This is a genomic window from Coriobacteriia bacterium (assembly GCA_041658765.1).
GTDB lineage: Bacteria > Actinomycetota > Coriobacteriia > Anaerosomatales > JBAZZO01 > JBAZZO01.
The window spans coordinates 91611-118338 of record JBAZZO010000001.1 but is presented as its reverse complement, the minus strand read 5'-3'; the positions used below and the strand labels follow the sequence as shown (position 1 = coordinate 118338).

The 26728-nt window shown below is 66.5% G+C and carries 15 protein-coding genes and 2 rRNA genes; 2 read left to right on the top strand and 15 right to left on the bottom strand.

What is annotated here, in order from left to right; genetic code table 11:
• Positions 1 to 64: 64 nt before the first annotated feature.
• The 3 genes from WC971_00575 to tyrS all read right to left on the bottom strand — a co-directional run bounded on the left by WC971_00575 (position 65) and on the right by tyrS (position 6701).
• A 23S ribosomal RNA gene (locus WC971_00575) occupies positions 65 to 3069 on the bottom strand.
• Positions 3070 to 3298: 229 nt separating this feature from the next.
• A 16S ribosomal RNA gene (locus WC971_00570) occupies positions 3299 to 4814 on the bottom strand.
• The 16S and 23S rRNA genes sit together here, the layout of an rRNA operon.
• 633 nt (positions 4815 to 5447) lie before the next feature.
• Positions 5448 to 6701, bottom strand: coding sequence for a tyrosine--tRNA ligase (tyrS, locus tag WC971_00565; GenBank protein MFA5843304.1), 1254 nt, complete (start codon positions 6699 to 6701; stop codon positions 5448 to 5450).
• Between the two features lie 95 nt (positions 6702 to 6796).
• Here tyrS and WC971_00560 point away from each other — a divergent pair, with 95 nt between their 5' ends.
• Positions 6797 to 9385: a PBP1A family penicillin-binding protein gene (locus WC971_00560; protein ID MFA5843303.1), complete on the top strand. Its 2589-nt coding sequence runs from the start codon at positions 6797 to 6799 to the stop codon at positions 9383 to 9385.
• Between the two features lie 8 nt (positions 9386 to 9393).
• Here the strand turns inward: WC971_00560 and WC971_00555 are convergent, their stop codons facing one another.
• Positions 9394 to 11805: a U32 family peptidase gene (locus WC971_00555; GenBank protein MFA5843302.1), complete on the bottom strand. Its 2412-nt coding sequence runs from the start codon at positions 11803 to 11805 to the stop codon at positions 9394 to 9396.
• 86 nt (positions 11806 to 11891) lie between these two features.
• On the opposite strand from WC971_00555, the gene WC971_00550 reads away from it, so the two are divergent.
• Positions 11892 to 13967, top strand: a complete 2076-nt coding sequence (locus WC971_00550) for a PBP1A family penicillin-binding protein (protein ID MFA5843301.1) — start codon at positions 11892 to 11894, stop codon at positions 13965 to 13967.
• A 7-nt stretch (positions 13968 to 13974) separates the two neighbouring features.
• On the opposite strand, the gene WC971_00545 is transcribed toward WC971_00550, so the two are convergent.
• From WC971_00545 to pheT, 11 genes are all read right to left on the bottom strand, one after another.
• Positions 13975 to 14934 carry an NGG1p interacting factor NIF3 gene (locus tag WC971_00545; protein ID MFA5843300.1) on the bottom strand — a complete coding sequence of 320 codons (960 nt, stop codon included), beginning with the start codon at positions 14932 to 14934 and terminating at the stop codon, positions 13975 to 13977.
• Positions 14931 to 15578, bottom strand: coding sequence for a DNA-3-methyladenine glycosylase (locus tag WC971_00540; GenBank protein MFA5843299.1), 648 nt, complete (start codon positions 15576 to 15578; stop codon positions 14931 to 14933). The genes WC971_00545 and WC971_00540 overlap by 4 nt, the downstream gene beginning before the upstream one ends.
• Before the next feature lie 4 nt (positions 15579 to 15582).
• Positions 15583 to 16998, bottom strand: a complete 1416-nt coding sequence (argH, locus tag WC971_00535; protein MFA5843298.1) for an argininosuccinate lyase — start codon at positions 16996 to 16998, stop codon at positions 15583 to 15585.
• A 38-nt stretch (positions 16999 to 17036) separates the two neighbouring features.
• Positions 17037 to 18263: an argininosuccinate synthase gene (locus WC971_00530; protein MFA5843297.1), complete on the bottom strand. Its 1227-nt coding sequence runs from the start codon at positions 18261 to 18263 to the stop codon at positions 17037 to 17039.
• A gap of 30 nt (positions 18264 to 18293) precedes the next feature.
• Entirely contained in the window at positions 18294 to 18725 is a 432-nt protein-coding gene (locus WC971_00525; protein ID MFA5843296.1) for an ArgR family transcriptional regulator, read from the bottom strand.
• A gap of 51 nt (positions 18726 to 18776) precedes the next feature.
• Positions 18777 to 19706 carry an ornithine carbamoyltransferase gene (gene argF / locus WC971_00520; protein ID MFA5843295.1) on the bottom strand — a complete coding sequence of 310 codons (930 nt, stop codon included), beginning with the start codon at positions 19704 to 19706 and terminating at the stop codon, positions 18777 to 18779.
• Positions 19707 to 19709: 3 nt separating this feature from the next.
• Positions 19710 to 20912 (bottom strand): aspartate aminotransferase family protein, encoded by a 1203-nt coding sequence (locus WC971_00515; protein ID MFA5843294.1) that lies wholly within the window; start codon positions 20910 to 20912, stop codon positions 19710 to 19712.
• Positions 20912 to 21808, bottom strand: coding sequence for an acetylglutamate kinase (argB, locus tag WC971_00510; protein MFA5843293.1), 897 nt, complete (start codon positions 21806 to 21808; stop codon positions 20912 to 20914). Before argB ends, WC971_00515 begins: the two co-directional genes overlap by 1 nt.
• Before the next feature lie 11 nt (positions 21809 to 21819).
• Positions 21820 to 23058, bottom strand: coding sequence for a bifunctional glutamate N-acetyltransferase/amino-acid acetyltransferase ArgJ (argJ, locus tag WC971_00505; protein MFA5843292.1), 1239 nt, complete (start codon positions 23056 to 23058; stop codon positions 21820 to 21822).
• Positions 23059 to 23067: 9 nt separating this feature from the next.
• Positions 23068 to 24105 carry an N-acetyl-gamma-glutamyl-phosphate reductase gene (gene argC / locus WC971_00500; GenBank protein ID MFA5843291.1) on the bottom strand — a complete coding sequence of 346 codons (1038 nt, stop codon included), beginning with the start codon at positions 24103 to 24105 and terminating at the stop codon, positions 23068 to 23070.
• Positions 24106 to 24241: 136 nt separating this feature from the next.
• Entirely contained in the window at positions 24242 to 26698 is a 2457-nt protein-coding gene (gene pheT / locus WC971_00495) for a phenylalanine--tRNA ligase subunit beta (GenBank protein MFA5843290.1), read from the bottom strand.
• Positions 26699 to 26728 lie beyond the last annotated feature (30 nt).

Sequence of the window (26728 nt, the reverse complement as noted above, 5' to 3'; positions counted from 1 at the left end):
CAGCAGCGCCCGGGTGCGTCCGCACCCTGAGAGCTGCATAGCGCTTGCTCGAACGTCAGGATAGAAGATCAAGACCTCGGCCGATTAGTACCGCTCGGCTGAACGCATTGCTGCGCTTACACCTGCGGCCTATCAACCTCGTAGTCTACGAGGGGCCTTACCCGGTTACCCGGTGAGAGACCTCATCTTGAGGTGGGCTTCCCACTTAGATGCTTTCAGCGGTTATCCCGACCGAACGTAGCTAACCAGCGGTGCCATTGGCATGACAACTGGTACACCAGAGGTTCGTCCATCCCGGTCCTCTCGTACTAGGGACAGATCCTCTCAAGTCTCTTGCGCCCACGGTGGATAGGGACCGAACTGTCTCACGACGTTCTAAACCCAGCTCGCGTACCGCTTTAAATGGCGAACAGCCATACCCTTGGGACCTACTACAGCCCCAGGATGCGATGAGCCGACATCGAGGTGCCAAACCTTGCCGTCGATATGGACTCTTGGGCAAGATCAGCCTGTTATCCCCGGAGTACCTTTTATCCGTTGAGCGACGGCCATTCCACTCTGAGCCGCCGGATCACTAGAGCCCACTTTCGTGTCTGCTCGACTTGTAGGTCTCGCAGTCAAGCCCGCTTATACTCTTGCACTCTACGAACGATTGCCAACCGTTCTGAGCGGACCTTACGCGCGCCTCCGTTACATTTTGGGAGGCGACCGCCCCAGTCAAACTACCCACCTGACACGGTCCCCCGCCCGGATTCACGGCACGGGGTTAGATCTCCAGCCTGTCGAGGGTGGTATTCCAAGGTTGGCTCCACGAGGGCTGGCGCCCCCGCTTCACAGTCTCCCACCTATCCTCTACACGGCAAACCAAAGATCAATGTCAAGCTGTAGTAAAGGTTCACGGGGTCTTTCCGTCCTACCGCGGGAAATTCGCATCTTCACGAATAGTACAATTTCGCCGAGTCTACGGTTGAGACAGCGCCCAAGTCGTTACGCCATTCGTGCAGGTCGGAACTTACCCGACAAGGAATTTCGCTACCTTAGGACCGTTATAGTTACGGCCGCCGTTTACTGGGGCTTAGATTCAGAGCTTCGCCTTGCGGCTGACCCCTCCTCGTAACCTTCCAGCACCGGGCAGGCGTCAGACCCTATACGTCGTCTTACGACTTAGCAGAGTCCTGTGTTTTTAGTAAACAGTCGCTTGGGCCGTTTCACTGCGACCCCAGGCCGCTCACACCGCGAAGGTGATCACAGTCCAGGGTGCTCCTTCTCCCGAAGTTACGGAGCCATTATGCCGAGTTCCTTAACCGTAGTTGTCTCGATCGCCTTGGTATTCTCTACCTGCCTACCTGTGTCGGTTTGGGGTACGGGCACCGGTAGAACTCCCTAGAGGTTTTTCTTGAAAGCATGGGATCACTGACTCTGGCTCAATCGCCTCGTCATCAGCTCTCGGGCTTCACGTGGGACGGATTTGCCTATCCCACACCCTACGGCCTTTCACCGGGACAACCAACGCCCGGCTCAGCTACCCTTCTCCGTCACCCCATCGGTGTTAACGCGCTACCAGTGGTACGGGAATGTCTACCCGTTGTGCATCGACTACGCCTCGCGGCCTCGCCTTAGCTCCCGACTGACCCTGGGAGGATTAGCCTTGCCCAGGAACCCTTAGGCTTACGGCGGAAACGTTTCTCGCGTTTCTCTCGCTACTCATGCCAGCATTCGCTCTTCTGTCCAGTCCACCGACGGTTACCCGCCGACTTCAGCCCGAACAGAATGCTCCCCTACCACTCCGCCAAAGGCGAAGTCCGCTGCTTCGGTATCCAGCTTGAGCCCCGTGTATTGTCGGCGCATGTCCACTTGACCAGTGAGCTATTACGCACTCTTTAAATGAATGGCTGCTTCTAAGCCAACATCCTGGTTGTCTGAGCAAACGCACATCCTTTGCCACTTAGCTGGAACTTAGGGACCTTAGCAGGCGGTCTGGGCTGTTTCCCTTTCGACAATGAAGCTTAGCCCCCACTGTCTGACTCCCGGACTCTGGAGTACCGGCATTCGGAGTTTGGTTGACTTCGGTAAGCGGTGAAGCCCCCTAGGCCATCCAGTGCTCTACCACCGGTACTGAACATCCGAGGCTAGCCCTAAAGCTATTTCGGGGAGAACGAGATATCTCCAGGTTTGATTAGCCTTTCACTCCGATCCACAGGTCATCCCCTCCGTTTTCAACCGAAGTGGGTTCGGCCCTCCACGGGGTCTTACCCCCGCTTCAGCCTGCCCATGGATAGATCACCTGGCTTCGCGTCTACGACGTGTGACTGAGCGCCCGTTTAAAGACTCGCTTTCGCTGCGGCTCGCTTTAAGCTTAACCTTGCCACACACCGTAACTCGCTGGCTCATTCTACAAAAGGCACGCCGTCACCCTGCCGATCCCGAAGGTTCGGCTTTCCGGGCTCCGACTGCTTGTAAGCACACGGTTTCAGGTACTATTTCACTCCCCTCTCGGGGTGCTTTTCACCTTTCCCTCACGGTACTGGTTCACTATCGGTCACTAGGGAGTATTTAGCCTTGGAGGGTGGTCCCCCCAGATTCCTACCGGATTTCACGTGTCCGGCAGTACTCGGGTGATCGTCTCGGAGTCCACGCGATTTCGCATACGGGGCTATTACCCGCTGTGGCCGGCCTTTCCAGGCCGTTCCGCTACCACGTGGATTTGTAACTCCGGCGTAGGTCTGCAGGCCTACGACGACGATTCCCACAACCCCTCATGCAGCAACGCCTGCAGGCTTTAGCGCATACATGGGTTTAGGCTGTATCCCGTTCGCTCGCCACTACTAGGGATATCTCGGTTGATTTCTTTTCCTCGGGGTACTGAGATGTTTCAGTTCCCCCGGTTGCCTCCTACTGCCCTATGTGTTCAGGCAGAGGTACGTGGGCATGACCCCACGTGGGTTTCCCCATTCGGACATCTCCGGATTGACGGTTGTGTGCACCTACCCGGAGCTTATCGCAGCTTGCCACGTCCTTCATCGGCTCCTAGTGCCAAGGCATCCACCGTGTGCTCTTAGTATCTTGATCTGTGTACTATCCGTGTTTTCTCGCTTGCGCTATGCAGCTCTCAAGGTGCGAAGCGCGCCCCAGGAGGGCGCGCGGAGGGTCTGAACCCTCAAAACTGGATACTGTGGGTGACCGAGTCTTGGCCAGGATCGGCCGGACTACGAACCAGATCGACGTTCGGCTTCTAAGGTCCGGGAGCCAGAAGGCTCTACCGGTCCGCCCGCTGTGATGCGGGCGCCGTACTCCCTAGAAAGGAGGTGATCCAGCCGCACCTTCCGGTACGGCTACCTTGTTACGACTTCACCCCCCTTACCCTCTACACCTTCGGCGCCTCCCTCCCTTACGGGTTAGGCCAGCGACTTCGGGTGCGGACGACTCGGGTGGTGTGACGGGCGGTGTGTACAAGGCCCGGGAACGTATTCACCGCGGCGTGCTGATCCGCGATTACTAGCAACTCCGACTTCACGAAGGCGAGTTGCAGCCTTCGATCCGAACTGGGACCGGTTTTGTGGGATTCGCTCCGGGTCACCCCATCGCAGCCCATTGTACCGGCCATTGTAGCACGTGTGCAGCCCAAGACATAAGGGGCATGATGACTTGACGTCATCCCCACCTTCCTCCGGCTTGACGCCGGCAGTCTCCCATGAGTCCCCAACTTAATGCTGGCAACATGGGACAGGGGTTGCGCTCGTTGCGGGACTTAACCCAACATCTCACGACACGAGCTGACGACAGCCATGCACCACCTGTGCAGGGCCCTTTCGGACACGACGTTTCCGCCGCTTTTCCCTGCATGTCAAGCCTTGGTAAGGTTCTTCGCGTTGCGTCGAATTAAGCCACATGCTCCGCTGCTTGTGCGGGCCCCCGTCAATTCCTTTGAGTTTTAGCCTTGCGGCCGTACTCCCCAGGCGGGGCACTTAATGCGTTAGCTGCGGCACGGAGGGAGTCGATGACCCCCCACACCTAGTGCCCATCGTTTACGGCTAGGACTACCAGGGTATCTAATCCTGTTTGCTCCCCTAGCTTTCGCGCCTCAGCGTCAGTCGTGGCCCAGAAAGCCGCCTTCGCCACTGGTGTTCCTCCCAATATCTGCGCATTTCACCGCTACACTGGGAATTCCACTTTCCTCTACCAGACTCAAGCCTGCCAGTTTCAGATGCAGGCCGCGGGTTGAGCCCCCGGTTTTCACATCCGACTTAACAAGCCGCCTACGCGCTCTTTACGCCCAATAAATCCGGATAACGCTTGCCCCATACGTATTACCGCGGCTGCTGGCACGTATTTAGCCGGGGCTTCTTCTGCAGGTACAGTCATCTTCGTCCCTGCTGAAAGCGGTTTACAACCCGAAGGCCTTCATCCCGCACGCGGCGTTGCTGCGTCAGGCTTTCGCCCATTGCGCAAGATTCCCCACTGCTGCCTCCCGTAGGAGTCTGGGCCGTGTCTCAGTCCCAGTGTGGCCGATCAGCCTCTCAGCTCGGCTACCCATCGTCGCCTTGGTGGGCCATTACCCCACCAACAAGCTAATGGGCCGCGGGCTCATCCCTCGCCGCCGGAGCTTTCCCGATCAGGCCATGCGACCTGAAAGGAGTATCCGGTATTAGCTCCGGTTTCCCGGAGTTATCCCAGTGCGAGGGGCAGATTGCCCACGTGTTACTCACCCGTTCGCCACTTTATACACCCCCCGAAGGGGGCTTTAATCGTTCGACTTGCATGTGTTAAGCACGCCGCCAGCGTTCATCCTGAGCCAGGATCAAACTCTCCGTGGAAATGCGTCACAGGCATCGCTGCCTGTGGTCCGCGAAGGTTGAACCCGGATTTTGTATCCGGATCGCCCGCCTTCCGACGGCAAAGGAGTCCATCGGTGGTTCGGACATGGAGTTGTCTCACCGGTTTGACCTGTTAATGGCCCTCTCGGTGTGACGGGGTCAATCGCGGTCCGTGGTCACGGACCGCCTGGCTCGTCACAGTATCCAGTTTTCAAGGTTCAGGCGCAGCGGGGAGATACGTTACGCATACCCTGCCCAGCTGTCAATCGACGTTCCGGCCGCCATCGGGCTTCCCGAGAAAAGAAGAACGCCCCCGCTTCACGGAGGCGTCGGTGGTGGGCGGACCGTATGACGTGGTCCGTCTTCCCTATCCGATCGCCTCCACACGGGTGTTGCTCTTCAAGACGCGAACCACCCTTTCAAGATGCGCCGCCGGAAGCGGCTCAAGTAGAGTAGCACCCGTGGTGACCGTACGCAACATCTTTCCCGAACGGGTCGGCGGACTAACCGCAGGATGCAAGGGGTGTCGGGCCAAGACCCGGTCCCAGGGTCGCCCATGGACCAGCCGGGGCCTCACACGGGACGCGCAACTAGAGAGGTTTGAACGCGAAGTCAAACCTGTAGAAATCTACGTCAGGTCTTCTTGTCATGCTCCTCGGCGTCATCATTGAGCGCACGGAACCACTTGCGCTTTCCGACTTGCCAGGTGGAACCGAACAATTCCTTCTCATCGACCCAGTAAGAACCAACGTCTACTTTCACGCCGTCCTTGCGGACGGCACCTCCGTCGATAGCGTTCCTTGCCATACTCGCGGATACAACCGTACCCGAACTGGTGATGAACCCTGGAAGATAGCGCTGCCCTTCAGCATTCTGTTGGATTCCATCCAACGAAATGGGAATCTCGGGAACGTCCGCCGGCGCCTCGTGGCGCTTGAACACCCTGTCGAACGCCTCCTCGGCAGACGTTGCGGCCTCGGCGCCGTTGTAGAGAGCCACGATCTCGCGCGCGAGGCGGCGCTTGACGAGATCGGGCCTGCCGTCATCCGCGGCGAGTCCGGCCTCGATGGCGTCGACCTCCTCGACGGGCAGACCCGTAGCCAGCCGGAAGTACTTGACGATGAGTCCGTCTGGGATCGACATGACCTTCCCGAACACCTCGCCGGCGGGGTCGGTGAGCCCGACGTAGTTGCCGTAGCTCTTGCTCATCTTCTGGACGCCGTCCGTGCCCTCCAACAGAGGGAGCGTGAGGCAGACCTGCGGCTCCATCCCGTGCTTCTCCATGAGCTCGCGCCCGGCGAGCAGGTTGAACAGCTGGTCCGTACCTCCGATCTCCACGTCGGCACGGACCGCGACCGAGTCGTACGCCTGCGCGACCGGGTAGAGGAACTCGTGCAGCGAGATCGGCTGCTGCGCCGCGTAGCGCTTCGCGAAGTCATCGCGCTCGAGGATGCGCGCGATGGTGAAGCGGCTCGTCAACCGGAGCAGGTCGGCGAAACCGAGCGCGTCGAGCCAGTCGGAGTTCCGCACAAGCTCGGTCCGATCGGGATCGAGGATCTTGAACGCCTGCTCGACGTACGTGTTGGCGTTCGCGTCGATCTCCTCGCGCGACAGCGCGGGGCGAGTCGCGTTCCGGCCCGATGGGTCTCCGATGAACGCCGTGAAGTCCCCTATGATCAGCACGACCTGATGTCCGATGTCCTGGAACTGGCGCAACTTGCGAAGAGGCACGGCGTGACCGAGGTGGAGATCGGGGGCGGTGGGGTCGACACCGAGCTTCACGCGCAGCGCGCGACCCGTGGCGAGTTTCTCGCGCAGCGCGTCGCGGGTGTGTATCGCGGATGCGCCGCTCTCGATGACGTGCAGCTGGTCCTCGATGCTGCGCACGCGCGCCACTCCTTCCCGCGGTCGACTCGTCGGCCATGGTACCACGTCGATGACGTAGCGCGGCGCGGCGCCCGCGGCACTATATACTAGTGCGCATGGACGATCGCGACCCCTACGAACCACGACGTCGGACGACGGGCGGCGGCGCGCGCGGGCAAGGACCCCGGCCGAGGGCGCGCCGCTCCGAGTCCCGCAGCGCCCGCCCGCCCGCCGCGCGAGCACATCGCGCGCCGTCGCGCGCCCGTCGGCCCGCGCGCGATCCGCGTCGAGGACGCGCGCTTCGCGCGATCCTGCTCGCGGCGCTCCTGTTCGCTGTCGCGGCGACGATCGTCTTCGGAGCCGTCTACACGTCGGTCGCCCGAACGCTTCCCGACCCGACGCGGCAGCTCAAGGGCCGCGACCAGACGACGCGGATCCTCGACCGCAAGGGCAGGCCGCTCGCAAAGCTCTTCGCGGATCAGAACCGCACCGACGTCGCATTGAAGGACGTCCCGGTCGCCCTTCGCCAGGCGGTCATCGCGACCGAGGACCGCCGTTTCTACGAGCACCGCGGCGTCGACCCGATCGGCATCCTCCGCGCTCTCGTCACGGACGTGCGGGCCGGCTCGAAGGTGCAAGGCGGCTCCACCATCACACAGCAGTACGTGAAGAAGGCCTTCTTCACGGACGAGCGGACCTTGCGCCGAAAGCTCGCCGAGGCGCTGCTCGCCTATCGGATAGAGAAACGCTACGGCAAGGACCGTATCCTTGAGATGTACTTGAACACCATCTACTTCGGCCACGGTGCGTACGGGGTCGAGTCGGCTGCGCAGATCTACTTCGGCAAGAACGTGCGCCGCCTCAGCCTGCCGGAGTGCGCGATGCTGGCGGGCGTGATCAAGTCACCGGGCAGGTACTCTCCGTTCCTCGATCTTCGCGCCGCGAAGACGCGCCGCGACACGGTTCTGGCCCAGATGCTCGCGGGGGGGGTGATCGACCGCCCGACGCAGGATCGTGCCGTCGCGGCCCAGATCAAGACCGCGAGCCTGCGCCACGCATCCACGGTGGCGCCGTACTTCGTCGAGTACGTGAAACAGCAGATCATCGAGCGTTTCGGCGACGACGCCGTCTTCCGCGGGGGTCTCACGGTGCGCACCACGCTCGACATCCCCATGCAACTCGCCGCGGAACGCGCGGTGGCCGAGACCCTCGACCGTCCCGACGATCCGTCGGCGGCCCTCGTGGCGCTCGATCCGAAGACCGGCGCCATCCTCGCGATGGTCGGCGGGAGAGACTGGAAGCGCCAGCAGTTCAACGTGGCCGCACAGGGTCGAGGTCGCCAACCCGGTTCGGCGTTCAAACCCTTCGTGCTCGTCACCGCCCTCGAGAACGGCGTCTCGTCCGAGGCGACGTTCGAGTGCGGCCCGATCCGCATCGACATCCCCGGCGGCGCACCGTGGCGGGTCACCGGCGCGGGTGGAGGCCGCAGGGGGCCGATGCGCCTGCGTGAAGCCACCGAGAAGTCCGTGAACTCCGTCTACGCGCAACTCATCGTCAAGGTGGGCGCCAACAAGGTCGTCGACGTCGCACACCGTATGGGCATCACGAGCCGGCTCGAACCGCTGCCGTCGATCGCCCTCGGCGGTCTCGAGGACGGTGTGACCCCACTGCAGATGGCGGATGCGTACGGCACCCTCGCCGCAGGCGGCACGCGCGCGACTCCGTTCGGCGTGAGCGAGGTGCGCGACCCGAAGGGCGCGATACTCTTGTCCGTCAAACCCAAGCGCAGCGCGGCCATCGACCCTGCGATCGCCTACCTGACGACCGACATCCTCCAAGGGGTCATCCGTCGCGGGACCGGCGAGTCGGCGGCGATCGGTCGCCCTGCCGCGGGCAAGACAGGCACGACCCAGCAGTACCGGGATGCTTGGTTCGTCGGATACGTTCCCCAACTCGTCGCGTCCGTGTGGGTAGGCTATCCCGATTCGCAGCGCGAGATGCTCTCGGTCCACGGGCGCAAGGTCACGGGCGGCTCCTTCCCCGCACACATCTGGGCGACGTTCATGCGCGCCGCGCTCAAGGGCGCGCCCGAGACCCCATTCGAGCGGCCGGCCGGCCTGAGCGCGGCGACGATCTGCCTCGAAACGGGGCTTCGGGCGACCCCGTTCTGTCCAAGGACCGGACCCGGTCTGTTCATAGTCAGCGCGGTCCCCGGTCCTTGCACCGTGCACACGGAACCGACCGCTACCGTCGTGCCCAACGTCATCGGCATGACGAAGGTCGACGCTCTCGCGGCGCTACACCGCCTCCTCCTCCAGGTACGAGTCCTCGAACAGCCCGTCGCCGGCGTACCCGCCGGCGTGGTCGCCGAGCAGTCGCCGCGCGGAGGCAGCGTCGCGACCACGCGCACCGTCGTGACCGTCACGGTGTCGAACGGTCAGAGCGCCGGACGACCGCCGACAGCCGCTTTCACGGTGACCCCGGCCTCTCCGACTCGCGGCTCCCCCGTCATCTTCGACGCCGCCAACTCGACGGACGACGGCCGTGTCGTCGACTGGGTATGGGAGTTCGGCGATGGCGAGGGAGCCAAGGGGCGCAACGTCTCGCACACGTTCGCTGCAGCGGGCTCGATCAGCGTCACGCTCTGGGTCACCGACGATCAGGGCCAGGTCTCGTCGGTGACGAGGGCGATCGCGGTCCGCTGACTGGAACCTCAGCGCACGCCGCGGAAGAAGTGCCCGCTGGTCGAAGGCTTCACGAACGCCTCCACCGGCAAGGAAAGACCCTCATGGATGGCGTCGAGCGATCGCCGGTACGATGCGACCGCACCGATCGCATCCTGCCGTTCTTCCCCCGTCAACTCGAGCCTGACCGCCGCCACGCCTGCCCTCACGATCTCCGGAAGGGCACGTGAGAGGTCGAGCGGGACCGAGTTGAGCACGTGCGTCCTCCCCGCGGAGTCCGTGCTCACCGGGAAGGCATACCCCTTCGCGTCGACCAGCGTCCAGCGGGTCCGCCGCCGGTCGCAGTCCGCACACGCGCACGCGCACGGTCCGGCGGCCTGGAGAGCACAGTGCTCGGCGATCATCATCTCCAGCCGCCCGTGCACGACGAATCCTACGTCGACGGCCGATCCCTCGCATGTCGAGGCGAGCTGCCGTCCCGAGAGCTCGGGCGAAGCCCACACGAGATCCGCGCCCAGGTCAGCGAGGGCGGCCACGGTCGAGGGGTTGCACGCGTTGAGCGGCCAATCCGCCTCGACGCTCGACCCGTGGGAACGGAGCGCGGTAAGCAGGCCGAGAGTCCCGGCCATGACTCTCGCGCCGGCCGGTATCCGCTCGAGGAGCCCGCGAGACTCGCCGTCGTGCGCGACCCTGGGAAGCCGCACGTCCATCCCCTGAGGCCACGGGCCTTCCGGGACCGAGAGTGCGTCGACGGCGACGCGATCAGCGCCGGCGTCGTACAGTGCGGTCGCGACCCCCGGATCGTCGGTGACCGCGACGAGTGCGGGCTTGGAGCGCGCCGTGGACCGCGGCCGGGTCGGTCTCCCGACGTCGGGACGCGCGGGCACGCGTCCCGCCCACGGACGCAGCAAGGTCTCGCGAAGGCGCTCCAGCGCCTCTCTGCGAGCAGCATGCAGCGTGGAGAACGGAAGTCCTGCCTGCGCGTCCAGATCGAGGTCCCATCCTCGCGCGGCGAAGCCACTGCCACCGAGACGTCCTACATGCCCGATGACCTCCTCCGCCGTCACCGTCCTCGTACGCGCGAGTTCGACGACCGGCCCTTCGCCGCGCCCGCACGCGCCGCGCGCGGTGGCTTCCACGACGATGGGCTCGCCGACACGGACCTTGACGGCGAGGTCGACCGGAACGGCGGCTGCGTCCGGGCCCCGGAAGGTGCGTCTGGCCGCGTCGATGAGCGCGGCGTTCGCCACGCGGAAGACCCGGTCGCCGACGGCGGCCGACCGTTCGAGCCGCAAGGACACGCGAGACGAAGCCGGAGCGGACGAGACCGCGCTGCCTGAGATCGCGAGTCCGCCAGCGGTCTGCGCGAACCGGCCGTCGCGCGTCCAGACCTCGATGGTGTCGCCGGGTTCGAGTGAGCGATCGAGTGCGACGACGGCCAAGCCGTTCGCGATGTCCACGACGCGCCCGAGCGGCACGCCACGGTTGTTTGGACGGCTGCGGCTCATCATGCTCTCGTCTTTCACGCCCGTGAGATATGCGGTGCTGAACCCGCGGTTGAACGCCTCCTCGAGCGTCTCCCACTCGACGGGTGAGACCTGAAAGCCCTCGGGATCGAGCGCGGCGCGATCCAGCGCGGCGCGGTAGACACGCACGACGAGTGCGACGTACTCGGGCGACTTCATCCGGCCTTCGATCTTGAGCGCCGCGATACCGGAGCGCACCAGCCGAGGCAGGACCTCGATGCCCGCGAGGTCGCGCGGGCTGAGCAGGTATGCGCCTCCGGTCTGCGCCTCCCGGCCGTCCTCGTCGACGAGACGGTGCGGCAGACGGCAAGGCTGGGCGCACAGGCCGCGGTTGGCGGATCGCGCGCCGATGAGGGACGACATGAGGCACTGCCCCGAATAGCAGTAGCACAGCGACCCGTGGACGAAGGTCTCGACCTCGGCGGACGATGCCGCTGCCGCTGTGGTCACTTCCTCGATCGAGCACTCGCGGGCCAGGGTGATGCGCGCGAACCCCACGTCGGCGAGGACTCGGACCGTCTGCGGATCGTGCGCGTTCAGCTGCGTCGACGCATGCAGCCGGACATGCGGGAGCAGGGCTCGCGTCTCCACCGCGAGCCCGAGGTCCTGTACGATGACCGCGTCGACGCCGGCCGTCCACGCCTCGTCGATCATCGTCAGGGCGCGGGGCATCTCGTTCGGGAGCACGACGACGTTCGCGGTCAGGTAGACTCTGACTCCGCGCAGGTGCGCCCAGTCGCACGCCTCCCTCAGGCCCGGCAGTGAGAAGTTCTCGGCGCCCCGGCGCGCGTTGAGCTCCTCCAAACCCAGGTACACCGCATCGGCCCCGTTCGCGACGGCGGCGTGGAGCGCATCAGGGCCGCCCGCGGGGGCGAGCAGCTCGGGCACTCGGGTGTGTTCGGCGGCTTCTGACATGACGGGAGGATGACGCGGACGCGACCGGCCTGGTATCAAGCATGCCGCGTGCGGCACAATGAGAGCCTGGATGCGAAGGGAGCGGCATGTCAAGTAGACGCCAGCGGCTGCGCCGCCGGCCGAACGGCGCGGCGATGATCGTCCTCAAGGTCTCGCTCGTCGTCGCCGTCGCACTCGCGCTGCTGTTGGCCGCGGGCACGGCTACGGCACTGGCGGTCGTCTCCCGCTGGCTCGTGGACCTACCGGACGTCGACGCCCCGAACGCGTTCGCCGTCGCCCAGACGACGAAGATCTACTCCGCCGACGGCAAGCTGCTGGCGAACCTCTTTCTCGAGAACCGTGAGATCGTCCCCCTGTCGGCGATATCGACCGACCTGGCCAACGGCGTCGTCGCGGTCGAGGACGAGCGATATTACGAACACCAAGGCGTCGACTTCGTCGGCATCGCCCGAGCCGCCGCCGCCGACATCGTCGCGGGACGGGTCGAGGAAGGCGCGTCGACCATCACGCAACAGTACATCCGCAACACCATCCTCTCGGGAGAGCGCACGCAGATCACCCCTGCGCGCAAGATACGCGAAGCCTATCTTGCCGCCGAACTCGAGAAGCGACGGAACAAGCAGGACATCCTCGGCATGTACCTCAACACCGTGTACTTCGGCGAAGGGGCGTACGGCGCCGAGGCCGCCGCGCGGACGTTCTTCGCGAAGCACGCCAGGGACCTCACCCTCCCCGAGGCCGCACTCCTCGCCGGCCTGCCACAGTCGCCGAGCCGTCTCTCACCGTACGAGAATCCCAAGGGCGCCCTCGCACGCCGCGGCTGGGTGCTGCGGAAGATGTTCGACAACGGCTACATCGACCGCGAGGCATACACTGCGGCGATGGTCTCACCCGTCCGTCTCAAGCGGGCCTTCCAGCCGATGCAGGGGATCTACTCGGCGCCGTACTTCGTCTCGTACGTGAAGAAGGTGCTCCAGCAGCAGTACTCGACCGCGGTCGTCTTCCGTGGAGGACTCAGGGTCACGACCACCCTGGACACCCGGCTGCAGAAACTCGCCGAGGACTCGTGTTCGCAGGTGCTCGACCGCCCCGGGGACCCATCGTGCGCCCTCGTCTCGATCGATCCTCGCACGGGATACGTGCGGGCGATGGTCGGGGGGCGCGACTACGCCAAGAACAAGTTCAACCTCGCGACCCAGGGCAAGCGCCAGCCCGGCTCGTCGTTCAAGACGTTCGTGCTCACGACGGCCATCGAGCAGGGCATCCCACCGTACAGGGGCATCAACTCCGCATCCCCCGTGGTGATCCCCTGGAGACCGAAGGCATGGGTGGCCTCGAACAGCGAGGGCAGCGGCCGGGGCTTCATCACCCTGGCGTCGGCGACCCGCGCCTCGGTGAACACGGTCTTCGCGCGGCTCATCGCGGAGGTCGGACCCGAGGCGGTCGTGCGCACCGCGAAGCGTATGGGGATCACGTCGTACATCCCGCCCTACCTCTCCATCGCCCTCGGCAGTCAGAACGTCACGCCGTTCGAGATGGCGTCCGCCTATGGGACACTCGCCACCGGCGGCGTCCACTACAAGCCGGTGTGCATCGCCAAGGTAGTCGATTCGGACGGCAAGACCGTCTTCCAGACGAAGCCGCGAGGGACGCGCGTGCTCTCCGCAGCGGTCTCGTGGGCGGTGACCCAGCTACTCGAGGGAGTCGTACGTGGAGGCACGGGCACCGGCGCCAGCATCGGCCGCCCCGTCGCCGGGAAGACGGGGACGAGCCAGGACTACCGCGACGCGTGGTTCGTCGGGTACACGCCGCAACTGGTCACATCGGTATGGATGGGCTACACCCCCGAACGGCCGATGCGGAGCGTCCACGGCCGCCGGGTCTTCGGGGGCACGTTCCCGGCGATGATCTTCAGGCGGTTCATGACCGCGGCCCTACGTGGCCAGCCGGTCCGCGACTTCGCACACGCTCGCGCCCCGCACTACAAGTGGAAGTCGAGCTGGTCCCATGCCGGCTCCGCCACGGTCGAGCCCTCGCGTACGCCGACACGTCCGGCCTCCGGAGGCACGCAGCCGCCGATCGACGGTGGCGGCGAGACCCCGCCTCCACCGCCTCCACCGCCTCCACCGCCTCCGCCCACGGACACGACCGTCACGCCCTAGCGTGTAGCTACCCCCGGCGGCTGACGCGGACCATCCCGGAGACGCAGACGATCTCGACGGACCCGAGAGCTTCCACGGCGTCGAGCACGAGGTTCATGCCGAGCGTGTCCGAGCTCACATGCCCCGCGATGACAAGGTTGAGCTTGAGTTCCTCCGCGCGCTTCCGATGCTCCTCGGAGTAGTGCATCCCGACGAGCGTCCCGACTCCCGCCTGGGAGAGGCGATCGAGCGCGTCGGCTGGGCCCTCGGTCCCACCGGTCATGTCCGCGACGACCCTGCCCGGTCGGGCCGAGCCCGTCCCGAGCACGATGGAGGGCCCGTATCCCTTGCGCGCGGCGTCGGCGTACTCGGGGATGGCTCGCAGGACCTTCACGAGCTTGTCGAGCGTGCCCGGCGCCTCGGCGTCGATGTGGCGCTGCACGAAAGCGTTCACGGCGTTGTCCGCCGGCGTGTGACACGACATCAGCGCGAACCCGAGCTCGCGCGCCGCGTCGACACTGCGATAGTGGTTCGCGGGCAGGATGCGGCGGCGCACCTCCTCGGCGCGCGGCTCCATCAGCGAGTCCGCGGCCGCGATGCTCACTCCCTGCGCCGCCCAGAGGTCGGCCTGCATCCCCATCACCTCGTGCAGTCGCGCGAACCCCGGACCCTCGGGGTGATGGGCAAGGATGAGGTCGATCGGGGCTCCGCGCTCGCGGAGCCGGTCCGCGAGCAGGACCTCCCCTACCTCCATGTCGATGCCGACGATGAGTCCTCGCACCTCCGTGTCCGGCCCGCCGAGCACCACGCGCGTGTCCGCGTACGGGTTCGTGAGACCCTCGGCATCGAAGAACGCTCTGTCGTCCTCTTCGAGTCGGTCGTACGCCTCGCGCGCCGCGACCAGCGCCCGCTCGACGCCCTCGCGGCCACGACCGTCCTCGCCAATACCGAACTCGACCGCAGTCCGGTAGATGTCGCCCAGTCTCACTGCCCAGGACCTCCCTCTCGAACGGCACGTCGTCCCGTCCTACCTTTCGACACGAACGGACAGCCTTCCTCGTAGAAACGCAACTCCTTCTCGTGCCCCGCCGACAGACCGACGCGCCCGGTCGCGCGGATGCGCTCCGGTGCCGGACCGTCGAGCACTTCGAGCCGCCCAGCGCCGAGAGTCGCGCCGTTGTCGGCGAGCGTGATCCCGAGCGCCGCGGCCAACTTGCCGGGGCCGTCCGCGAGCGACCCGTCGCGAACGCCTGCTCGACGCGAGCGCATCTCCTCGAGTCCGATCAGGGGCTCGATCGCCCTGACCAGCACGGCGCCCGCCGTTCCCTCCACTTCTGTGACCAGGTTCAGCATGTGATGGTTCCCGTAGGTGAAGTAGACGTATGCGTTGCCGGGCGGACCGTACATGACGGAGTTCCGACGAGTGATACCCCGCGTCGCAGCATGGGAGCCGGGGTCGTCGGAACCCAGATACGCCTCGGTCTCGACGATGCGGCCACCGGTGACAGTCTCGCCGTCCGCGCTCACCAGTATCTTCCCCAGCAGCTCTCGAGCGACGGAGGCCGTGTCGCGCGCGAAGAACGCGCCGGGAAGCGGTCGCGGCGCGACATGACCGGTCGCCGGAGGGGACACGCGCTCAGCCCGTGACGCCGTCGAGCCACTCGGCCTCGAGGCGCAAGACGCCCCGGACGGCATCGATCTGCTCGCGCACGCGATCGTGTCCGGTACCGCCCTCGCTCGTGCGCCTCGCCACGACCGCGTCGATGTCGAGCGCCGACAAGACGTCGTCACCGAACGCCGGCGACGCCGCGCGCAGCTCCTCAAGGGTGAGGTCCTGCAGGGTCCTGCCCTCGCGCTCGCACGCGAGCACGACGCCGCCGACGATCTCGTGCGCCTCGCGGAACGGCATCCCGCGGGCCGCCAGGTGGTCGGCGAGGTCCGTCGCGGCCATGAAGCCTCCGAGGGAGGCAGAGCGCATGCGCGAGACGTCGAACGTCATCGTCTCGACCATGCCCCTGACGGCACGCAGGCAGTCACGAAGCGTGTCGGACGCGTCGAACGCTGCCTCCTTGTCCTCCTGCATGTCCTTGTTGTACGCGAGCGGGAGGGCCTTGAGCGTCACGAGCAGGGCCGTGAGGTCGCCGACCACACGACCCGTCTTGCCGCGCGTCAACTCGGCGACGTCCGGGTTCTTCTTCTGGGGCATGATCGAACTGCCGGTGGCGTACGCGTCGTCGAGGCTCACGAAGCCGAACTCTTCGCTCGACCAGAGCACGATCTCCTCGCACAGGCGGGAGAGATGGACCATGGCGAGCGCGCAAGCATAGGTGAGGTCGAGCAGGAAGTCCCGGTCGGAGACGGCGTCCATCGAGTTCGGGACGACCGAGGCGAAGCCCAGCGTGCTCGCGACCGCGGCGCGATCGATCGGGAACGGCGTCCCGGCCAGCGCGGCCGCTCCCAGCGGCATAGCGTCCGCCGCGTCGTAGGCGTGGCGGACGCGAGAGAAGTCGCGCGCGAGCATCCACACGTACGCGAGCAGGTGGTGCGAGAGCAGGACGGGCTGGGCCTTCTGCAGGTGGGTGTAGCCAGGCATGACGGCGCCGAGATGCTCCTCGGCGCGGGCGAGTAGCGTCCCTTGGAGGGCGAGGCACGCCCGGGCGAGCGACACCGCCGCGGACCGGGAGTGCATGCGCGCGTCGAGAGCCACCTGGTCGTTCCGGGAGCGGGCGGTGTGCAGCTTGCCGCCGACCGCCCCGACCTTGTCGATGAGCGCCCGCTCGATCGACATGTGGATGTCCTCGTCCCCGAGGTCGAAGACGAAGGAGTCGTCACGGATCGCGCAGCCGATCGCATCGAGACCGTCCTCTATGCGCGACGCGTCCTCGGCTCCGACGATGCCCTGCGCCGCCAGCATCCTCACGTGCGCGATCGATCCGCGGACGTCTTCCTCCCACATCCGCCGATCGATCGGCAGCGACGCTCCGAACTCCTCGATGAACCCGTCGAGGGGCTTGTCGAACCGTCCGCCCCAAGCCTTCTTCTCCTGCGCCATGGTCCTCTCCCCGCCGCCTGCCACGATGACGCACGTCCTTATACGGCGCCTTCCTTGCCGACCTTGCGGCGCTGACGTGCCCACACCCGCGTCGGGAGGCCCCAGAGCTCGATGAAGCCCTTCGCGGCGGCATGGTCGAACGAGTCCGTCTCGTCGTAAGTCGCAAGGTCGTAGTCGTACAGCGAGTACGGACTGCGCCGCCCGACCACGACACAGCTTCCCTTGAAGAAACGGAGCCGGACATCGCCGGTCACGAGGCGTTGCGTCGTCTCGACGAACCCGTCGAGCGCCTCTTTCAGAGGCGAGAACCAGAGACCGCAGTAGACGAGCTCCGCCCACTTCTGCTCGACGCCGAGCTTGTAGTGGAGCAACTCCCTCTCGAGACACAGGTCTTCGAGCGCCTTGTGCGCCTGGATGAGAGCGAGCGCCCCCGGCACCTCGTAGATCTCGCGGCTCTTCAAGCCGACAAGGCGGTTCTCGATCATGTCGATGCGTCCGAATCCGTGCCGCCCGGCCACGTCGTTCATCTTGAGGATGATGTCGTGGAAGGAGCAAGCCTCGCCGTCGACCGCGACCGGCAGTCCCGCCTCGAAGGCGAGCTCGACGTACTCCGCATCGCTGCTGGACGCGGTGCGGGCGTCGTCCGTGAGCGTGTAGATGTCGGACGGCGGCTCCACCCACGGATCCTCGAGCACGCCGCATTCGATCGCGCGGCCCCAGAGGTTGTCGTCGATCGAATAGGGGCTCGACTTCGTCGTCGGCACGGGGATGCCGTGCGCGCGGGCGTATTCCATCTCCTGCTCGCGCGTCTTCAGATCCCACTCGCGGACCGGCGCGAGGACCTCGAGGTCGGGGTCGAGGGCGGCGATGCCCACCTCGAAACGGACCTGGTCGTTGCCCTTGCCGGTACAGCCGTGAGCGATGTAGCGCGCCCCGGCCGCATGCGCCTCCTCGACCAGATGCTTCACGATGATCGGCCTCGAGAGGGCGGAGACGAGAGGGTACTTGTTCTCGTAGAGGGCGTTCGCCTTCAGCGCCTTGGCGAGGTACTCCTCGACGTATTCCTCACGTACATCCTTGACCATGGAGGCGACAGCTCCGATGTCGAGCGCCTTGGAGCGGACGACCTCGAGGTCTTGGCGCTCCTGGCCCACGTCGATGGCGAGGGCGATGACGTCGAGGCCCTTCTCATCCCTGAGCCACTGGATAGCGACCGAGGTGTCCAGGCCACCCGAATATGCGAGCACGACCTTGTCGTTGGCCACGGACCCGCTCCTTGTCTTGTCTCGGGCCGCCTAGCGGCGGCCGCGGAACCTGTCGATCCGGTCGACCAGGCTCTCCGCCTGATCGTCCGACGAACAGATGATGAGGATCGTGTCGTCGCCCGCGATAGACCCGAGCACATCCTCGAAGTCGGCGGCGTCGAGCGCCGCGGCGACGCCGGGCGCCGTGCCCGCCGCCGCCTTCACGAGCACGAGAGTCCCGGAACGGAGCACGGACAGCACGAGGTCGGAGACCATCCGCTGCAGGTGAAGGTCCTCCGCGAGGACGTACAGCCCCTCGGGGAGCTTGCGCAGCCCCATCTCCGTGATGTCGCGCGACACCGTCGCCTGCGTGCAGCCGAATCCCTCGACCTTCAGCAGCTCGACAAGGTCGCGCTGGGTACGTACCCTGTCCCTCCGCACGATCGTGCGGATCGCGTCCTGGCGTTGCGTTCGTCTCCTCATCGTTCCCGTCCGTCTTCCGGCCGCCGAGAGGACCCGACGGCGTCGGGTAGGTCAGCCGATCAACAGCGACAGTATCGCCTTCTGGGCGTGCAGCCTGTTCTCGGCCTCATCGAAGACGACCGAGTAATCGGCGTCGATGACCGCGTCCACGACCTCTTCCCCCCGATGCGCCGGAAGGCAATGCATGAAGATGGCGTCCTGCGCGGATTGCGCCATGAGCGCCGGGTCGACGGTGAATCCCCGGAAGGCCGCGATCCTCGCGTCGTGCTCGGCCTCCTGGCCCATCGACGCCCAGGTGTCGGTCACCACGACGTCAGCGCCGACGACCGCCGCGAACGGATCGCTCCCGACCTCGACCGAACCGCCCGTGGCCGTGGCGATCTCGCTCGCCCAGCCGACGATGGTCTCCTTCGGCCCGAACCCGCGGGGCGAGGCGACGCGCACTCGCATCCCCGTCAGCGCTCCACCCAGGAGCAGTGTGTTCGCCATGTTGTTCCCGTCGCCCACGTACGCGAGCGTCAGACCCGCCAGCCGGCCCTTCTTCTCCTGGATGGTCAGAAGGTCCGCCAGCACCTGGCACGGATGGAAGGCGTCGGTGAGCGCGTTGACGACCGGCACGCGCGCGTGCTCGGCGATCTCCTCGATGTGGCCCTGGGCGAACGTCCGCACGACTATCGCGTCGACGTAGCGCTCGAGCACCTTGACGGTATCGTGGACGGTCTCCCCGCGTGAGAACGCGTCGCCGGGCCCGAGGACGATGGGCGTCGCGCCGAGTTGCCTGCACGCGATCTCGAATGAGACGCGGGTACGCATCGAAGGCTTCAGGAAGATGAGCGCCACGGCCTTCCCTTCGAGAGGCCGCAAGCGGTTCGCGCTCATATGCAGGGCGTTCTTCAACGCCTTGGCCCGCTCGAGGACCATGTGGATCTCATCGGGGGCGAGGTCGCCCAGCGTGAGGAGATCGCGCCCGTGCATCTGCATCGACTACACCCCCTCCAACAGGTCCGCCAGGATGTCTGCGAGTGTATCAACTTCCGCTCTGCCACACACGAGAGGCGGCAAGAAACGTATCGTTCGATCGCCGATGCTGTTCAGGACGAGGCCCCTATGCAGTGCCGCGACGGTGATGTCGACCGCGACCGGACTCGCGAGGTCGATGGCGAGCATGAGCCCGGCGCCGCGCACGGAAGCGACCGCGCCGGTCGCGGCGGCGAGCGCTGAGAGCCGCTCGCGCAGGTAGGTCCCTGTCGCCACCGCGTTCTCGCCGAGACGTTCGGCCGCGAGCGCGGCGATCGTGGCACGCCCGGCCGCGCAGATGACCGGGCCGCCTCCGAAGGTCGAACCGTGATCGCCGGGGCGGAAGGCTTCCGCGACATCCGCGCGCGCCACGACGGCGCCGATGGGAAGACCGTTCGCCATCGACTTCGCCAGCGTCATGACGTCGGGCTCGACGCCCATCGCGAGGTGCGCGAAGACCGGACCAGTCCGCCAGAATCCAGTCTGGACCTCGTCGAGTACGAGCAACACGCCGCGCTCGTCGCACAGCCGCCGCGCAGCCGCGAGATACTCGGGAGCGCACGGGAAGACCCCGCCTTCCCCCTGGATGGGCTCGAGCATGACGGCGCAAGTGCGCGGGGTGATCGCGACCTCGAGCGCATCGGTATCGCCGAGCGGAACGTGCCGGAACCCGGCCGGAAGAGGCTCGAACGCCTCCTGCTTGGCGGGCTGACCCGTCGCGGCGAGCGCGGCGAGCGTTCGGCCGTGGAAGCTGCGAAGCGCGGACACCACCTCGACGCACTCCGGCCCGTGCCGGTCGCGACCCCACCGGCGCGCGAGCTTGATGGCCCCTTCGGTCGCCTCGGCGCCCGAGTTCGCGAAGAAGACCCGGCCGTCGAATCCGGCAAGTCCGACGAGGTCAGCGGCGAGCTCCGCTCGATGCTCCACGTGGTAGAGGTTCGAGACCTGCACGAGCCGGGACATCTGTGTCGAGACCGCCTCCGCCACGCCGGGATGGGAGTGCCCGAGGTTCACCGAGCCGATCCCCGCGACGAAGTCGAGGTACTCGCGACCGTCGTCGTCGTAGAGCCGCATGCCCTCTCCCCGCACGAACATCACTGGTTTGCGCGCGTATGTGCGCATGTGGAACGCGGCGTCGAGAGCGGCGGCGGACTCGAACGCGATACCCATCACGCATCGCCCCCGGCCGCGCCGCTCGCTGTGACCCCCGGCGCATCGCGAGTGATCATCGTCCCGACCCCTTGGTCCGTGTAGACCTCGAGAAGGAGCGCGTGCGGGGTGGTCCCGTTCAGCACGTGCGCGCGCTCGACACCTCCACGCAGTGCTCGAGCACAAGCCGCGACCTTCGGGATCATGCCGCTCGAGAGGCGGTCTCCCGCGACAAGGTCCTCCGCTTCGTCGAGGCCGAGCGCGCTGATCAACGAGGACTTGTCGTCGAAATCGGCGTAGAGACCGTCGACGTCCGTGAGGAAGATGACCTTCTCCGCGCCTAGCGCGACGGCGACATCGCCGGCCACGAGGTCGGCGTTGATGTTGTAGCTGCCGCCGTCGTCGCCGTATCCGACGGTCGCTATGACGGGGATGAAGCCGTCGGCGATGAGGTTCGCGAGCACCGTGGCGTCGATCGACTCGACCTCGCCGACGCGACCGAGCCGCTCGGAGAGCGGACGCGCCTTGATGAGATTCGCGTCGTCGCCGGCGAGACCGACCGCGAGTCTCCCGTGAGCGTTGATCGCCGCGACGAGTTCCTTGTTGACCTTCCCGACGAGGACCATCTTCACGATCTCCATCGCGGCGTCGTCGGTGACGCGATACCCGTCGAGGAACTCGACCGGCATCCCGAGCCGTTCCATGTAAGAGGTGATGTCCGGCCCTCCACCGTGGACGATGACCGGGTTCATGCCCACGAGCTTCATGAGCACGACATCCGAGGCGACGGAGTGGCGCAGGTCCGGGTCGGTCATCGCAGCGCCGCCGTACTTGATGACGACCGTCCTGCCCCAAGTGCGCTTGATGTAGGGCAGCGCCTCGGTGAGTGTGCGGGCCTTGTGCAAGAGCTCCTCCATGGCTTCCATCCCTAGCTCCGATACTCGCCGTTGATGCGCACGTAGTCGTACGTGAGGTCGCACGTCCAGACCGTCGCCGAGGCGTCACCCACGTGCAGGTCGACCTCGACCAAGACCTCGTCGGACGAGAGCGCGGCCGCGGCCGCAGCCTCGTCGAAGAGCACCCCGGTCCCCTCGACGCAGGTGGTCACTCCGGCGAACACGACCTCGAGGAGCGTCGGATCGACGGCCGCTCCCGACTTGCCCACGGCCATGGCGACTCGACCCCAGTTCGCGTCGCCGCCGAAGACCGCCGTCTTGAACAGAGGCGAATCGGCGATGGAGAACGCGGCTGCTTCGGCGTCTGCCTCCGACACCGCACCCCGCACGACCACCTCGATGAGCTTCGTCGCGCCCTCTCCGTCCCGGACGACCATCCGCGCCAGTTCGCCGCACACGTGCGCCACCGCCCTCGACACGGCTGCGAACGCGTCGCCATCAGGCCCGATGGGCTCGCCGCCCGCGGCGCCGCTCGCCATGAGGAGCACCATGTCGTTCGTGGAGGTGTCGCCGTCGACGGTGATGCGATTGAACGTGCGCGCCACTCCCGCCCGCAGGGCCGCGTCGCACGCATCGGGGTCGAGGGGCGCGTCCGTGGTGAGGAAGGCGAGCATCGTGGCCATGTGCGGCTCGATCATCCCGCTGCCCTTGGCCATGCCACCGACGACGTAACGTCTGCCCGCGAAATCCACAGCGACGGCCATGCGCTTCGGAAAGGTGTCGGTCGTCATGATCGCCTCGGCCGCCGCTTCCGCCCCTGCAGCGTCGAGGACCTCGACCGCGTCGGCGACGCCCGCGACGACGAGCGGGAGCGGAAGCGGGACTCCTATCACCCCCGTCGACGCGATCGCCACCTCCGCGGGCGCGCAGCCGAGCGCCGCCGCGGCGGCATCGGCGGTCGCGCGCGCGTCGGCCAGACCCTGCACGCCCGTGCAGGCGTTCGCGTTGCCCGCATTGACCACGATGGCGCGGCAACGTCCGGACGAGAGGTGCTCGCGCGTGAGCAGGATCGGCGCCGCGGCCATGGTGTTCGTGGTGTAAACGGCGGCGGTGGGCACCGCCCGCTGTGCGGCGATGACGGCAAGATCCCGCTTCCCCGATTTCTTCAGGCCCGCGCTCACTCCGGACGCGACGAAACCGCGCGGCGCCGTGATACCGCCCTCGACGAACGGGAGCGTATCCTTCGGTTCATGCCCCATCGCCGAAGTCATGGCTGCTCCTCACACCACGGGAGACGGGTACGCGAGACCGGCGGTCTCCGGCAGTCCGAGGACGAGGTTCGCGCACTGCAGCGCCTGACCGGCCGTCCCCTTCACGAGATTATCGATGGCGCAAGCGACGACGAGTGTGGCGCTGGCCTCGTCGACGGCGATACCGATGTGGGCCCGATTGCTCCCGCGGACCTCGCCGGTCGCGGGCATCCGGCCGGCGGGATGGACGGTCACGAAAGGCTCGCCCGCGTACGCGGCGGCATACGCGGACACCGCGTCGGCGGTGGTCAGTCCGGGCGCCGCATCGAGGTAGACCGTCGCCAGCAACCCCCGCGTCATGGGAACGAGGTGCGGCGCGAAGGCGAGCCTCATGGACCGGCCGGCGGCCTTCCCGAGCTCCTGGGAGATCTCGGGCGTGTGCCGATGAGATGCCACCTTGTACGCGGAGAGCGATTCGTTCGCTGCAGGGAAGTGCGTCGTCTCCCCAGGCGTGCGCCCGGCGCCGGAGACGCCTGACTTCGCGTCGACGATGACCTTGTCGCCTTCGGCCAGGCCCGACCGGAGAGCCGGCACGGCTGCGAGCAGGGCCGCAGTCGGATAGCAACCCGGGCAGGCCACGAGCCGCGCGCCTCTCAGCCTCTCGCGCCCGAGTTCGGGAAGTCCGTAGACCGCCTCCTCCAGCAGTTCGGGACAAGTGTGCGCCGCCCCGTACCAGCTCTCGTACGTAGCCGCGTCGTCCAGACGGAAATCCGCGGAGCAGTCGACGACCAGGAGCCCGGCGGCGAGGAACGCGGGCGCCAGAGCCATCGCCGCGGTGTGCGGGACGGCAAGGAAGGCGACGTCGGCGACTTCGGCGATCGCGGCGACGTCCGGCTCGACGTAGGAGAGACCGCAGCCCGCGAGCGCCGGATAGACGTCCTCGACACGGCGTCCCGCATCCGCGGTCGAGGTGACCGCCGCGATCCGCAGGCCGGGATGACCGAGCGCGAGCCGGGTCAGCTCTACCCCCGCGTACCCGGCCGCCCCGACGATCGCCACATCCGTCATGCCGTCCACCTCCCGTCGACACCCGTTGTGGCAGTCTATCGACAGAGAGGCATATTCGTCAACCGATAACGACTATCGTTCGCATCAATCGGCGTTCTGATTCAAAAATAGTGCATGCGCTCTGACTCTTGATGCCCTAAGAGCGCAAGCTGCCGTCGACGGCGCCGCACACCTTCCTCACCAGTTTCTGGTGGACCGGATCGACCTCTTCGGCGGTGAGCGTGCGGTCGGGCGCCCGGTACGCGAGAGAGAACGCGAGCGACTTCGTGCCGCGCGGCAGCCGCCGGGTCGCGTCGGGTGAATCCTCCGGATCGCGGTAGACGTCGAAGAGCCGCGCCTCGTCGAGAAGCTTGCCTCCGGCAGAGGCTATGGCCTGCGCGACGCGCTCGTGCGACACGTCCTCGGACACGACGATCGCGATATCGAGCTCGACCGCGGGGAACCGCGGGACCTCGACATACGTCCTCACGGGGACCACCAAGCGCAGCAGACCGGCCATCGAGAGCTCGAACAGCGTGACCGGTCCATCGCACTCGAATACGTCGAGCACGAGAGGATGCACCTCTCCGATCCAGCCGATGACCTCGCCTCCCGCGATCACGTCTCCGGACCGGCCGGCCTGAAGCCATGCCGCCTCGCTCGGCCGCAGCCGCCAGGCCGCTCCGATCTCCTCGAAGAGCGTCTCCAGCACGCCCGTCCCGTCGAAAGCGTCGAGCTGTGCCGGGGAGTTCGGTCCGACCGGAGGGTCGTTCCATGCAGGCCGGTGCCAGCGGCCGGCGAGCGCTCCCGCGAGGGTCTCCCGCTCCTTCGGCGCCTTCCGTCCTTCCGAGGTGAAGAAGACCGTGCCTATCTCGTAGATATGCACGTCGGCGACGCCGCGCCGTTGATTGTTCGAGACGGCGCGCAGCAGACCTCCGGCGATCGTCGACCGCATGATCGACTGTTCTTCCGACATCGGATTGAGCAGTCTCACGGGCACTTCGCCCGGCCCTAGCGGCATGCGCAGTCGCTGCGCGTCCCGCGGGTCCGCGAACGAGTAGGTTATCGTCTCGCAAAGACCCGCCCCGCGCAGCACGGCCCCGATGCGCTCGCGCCAGCGCTGCGCAGGTGTGAGACCGCCGATGCGGCCCCGCCCCGCCGGGAGCGTCGACGGCACGGCGTGCATGCCTGTGACCCTGACGACCTCCTCGATGAGGTCGATCTCGCGTTCGAGATCGGGACGGGACGTCGGGACCGTCACAGCGAGGTCCTGTCCCTCGATCTCGACACCGAGACCGAGCCGCCTCAGCGGCGCGGCGACGTCATCGGCGTCGAGATCGGTCCCGAGCACGGCGTTCGTCCTCGCGACGCGCAGACGCACGGATCGGGGAGCTGCCGGAGCCGGATACTCGTCCACAACGCCCGTGGCGACCGTGCCCCCGGCGACCTCCGCGATGAGAGCGGCCGCTCTGTCGAGCGCGGCGACGCAGCCGTTAGGGTCGACGCCGCGCTCGAAGCGCATCGAAGCCTCCGACACGAGCCCTAGGCGCCGGCTCGTCCTGGAGATGGAACCCGGCTGGAAGCATGCCGACTCGAGCAGCACGTCGGTCGTTGCGTCGGTCACCTCGGTCGCGGCTCCGCCCATGACTCCGGCAAGAGCGACAGGGCCGCTCCCATCGGTGATGACAAGGGTATCGGCCGCAAGCTCGCGGTCCTGGCCGTCGAGGGTGGTCAGACGCTCGCCGGCTTGCGCGAGACGGACTTCCACGCGCGTCCGCCCGTCCGGACCCGGCGCGAGCGTGTGTGCGTCGAAAGCATGAAGCGGCTGACCGAGCTCGAAGAGCACGAGGTTCGTCACGTCGACGACGTTGTCGATCGGCCGCGCGCCGCACGCGGCGACGCGCTCGGCCAGCCATGTGGGCGAAGGGCCGATCCTCACGCCTCGAATTAGGCGCGCGGTGTAGCGCGGGCACAGGTCGGGGTCGGCGATAACGACGGCGACCTCTTCCGATGCGGGACGTCCGGACTCGACGGGCTTCGACGACGGCGTGAGGGCATGGCCCCCCGCGATCGCGGCGACCTCTCGCGCCACGCCGGCCATGGAAAGGCAGTCCGGTCTGTTGGGCGTGACCTCGAGCTCGAGTACCGTGTCGGCCAGCCCGTACCACTGCGCGAACGGCACGCCGACCGGCGCGTCGGGAGCGAGGACGAGCAGCCCCGAAGCATCGCCGGAGACGCCGAGCTCGGCTGCGGAGCAGTTCATCCCCTCGCTCGTCACGCCGCGCAGCTTCGCCTTCTTGATGGTCGTACCGTCGGGCAGCGTCGCCCCGACGAGCGCGACCGGTACCTTGTCGCCGGCCTCGAAGTTCTGCGCGCCGCAGACGATCGGCAGGAGTCCGTCCCCACCGACATCCACCGACGTCACCCAGAGTTTCTCGGCGTCGGGGTGGCGCTCCTTGGATACGATGCGGCCCACGACGACGCCGTCCAACGCGTCGCCGAGGGAACGGGTCGCTTCGACGGCCGTGCCGGTCATGTCGAGACGGTCGACGAGCTCCTCGACGGTCAGGTCGATGTCGAGGAGCTCCTTGAGCCACGAGAGGGGGACGAGCATCCTGGGATCCTTTCCGCGGGCTGGCCGGTC

Excerpts from the sequence above, each read along its gene's own strand:
- WC971_00560 (MFA5843303.1), top strand. The coding sequence starts at position 6,797 with ATGGACGATCGCGACCCCTACGAACCACGACGTCGGACGACGGGCGGC.
- argJ (MFA5843292.1), bottom strand. The coding sequence starts at position 23,058 with ATGACTTCGGCGATGGGGCATGAACCGAAGGATACGCTCCCGTTCGTC.
- WC971_00515 (MFA5843294.1), bottom strand. The coding sequence starts at position 20,912 with ATGGGTATCGCGTTCGAGTCCGCCGCCGCTCTCGACGCCGCGTTCCAC.
- argF (MFA5843295.1), bottom strand. The coding sequence starts at position 19,706 with ATGCAGATGCACGGGCGCGATCTCCTCACGCTGGGCGACCTCGCCCCC.
- argH (MFA5843298.1), bottom strand. The coding sequence starts at position 16,998 with ATGGCGCAGGAGAAGAAGGCTTGGGGCGGACGGTTCGACAAGCCCCTC.
- WC971_00550 (MFA5843301.1), top strand. The coding sequence starts at position 11,892 with ATGTCAAGTAGACGCCAGCGGCTGCGCCGCCGGCCGAACGGCGCGGCG.
- argC (MFA5843291.1), bottom strand. The coding sequence starts at position 24,105 with ATGACGGATGTGGCGATCGTCGGGGCGGCCGGGTACGCGGGGGTAGAG.
- WC971_00525 (MFA5843296.1), bottom strand. The coding sequence starts at position 18,725 with ATGAGGAGACGAACGCAACGCCAGGACGCGATCCGCACGATCGTGCGG.
- pheT (MFA5843290.1), bottom strand. The coding sequence starts at position 26,698 with ATGCTCGTCCCCCTCTCGTGGCTCAAGGAGCTCCTCGACATCGACCTG.
- WC971_00555 (MFA5843302.1), bottom strand. The coding sequence starts at position 11,805 with ATGTCAGAAGCCGCCGAACACACCCGAGTGCCCGAGCTGCTCGCCCCC.
- argB (MFA5843293.1), bottom strand. The coding sequence starts at position 21,808 with ATGGAGGAGCTCTTGCACAAGGCCCGCACACTCACCGAGGCGCTGCCC.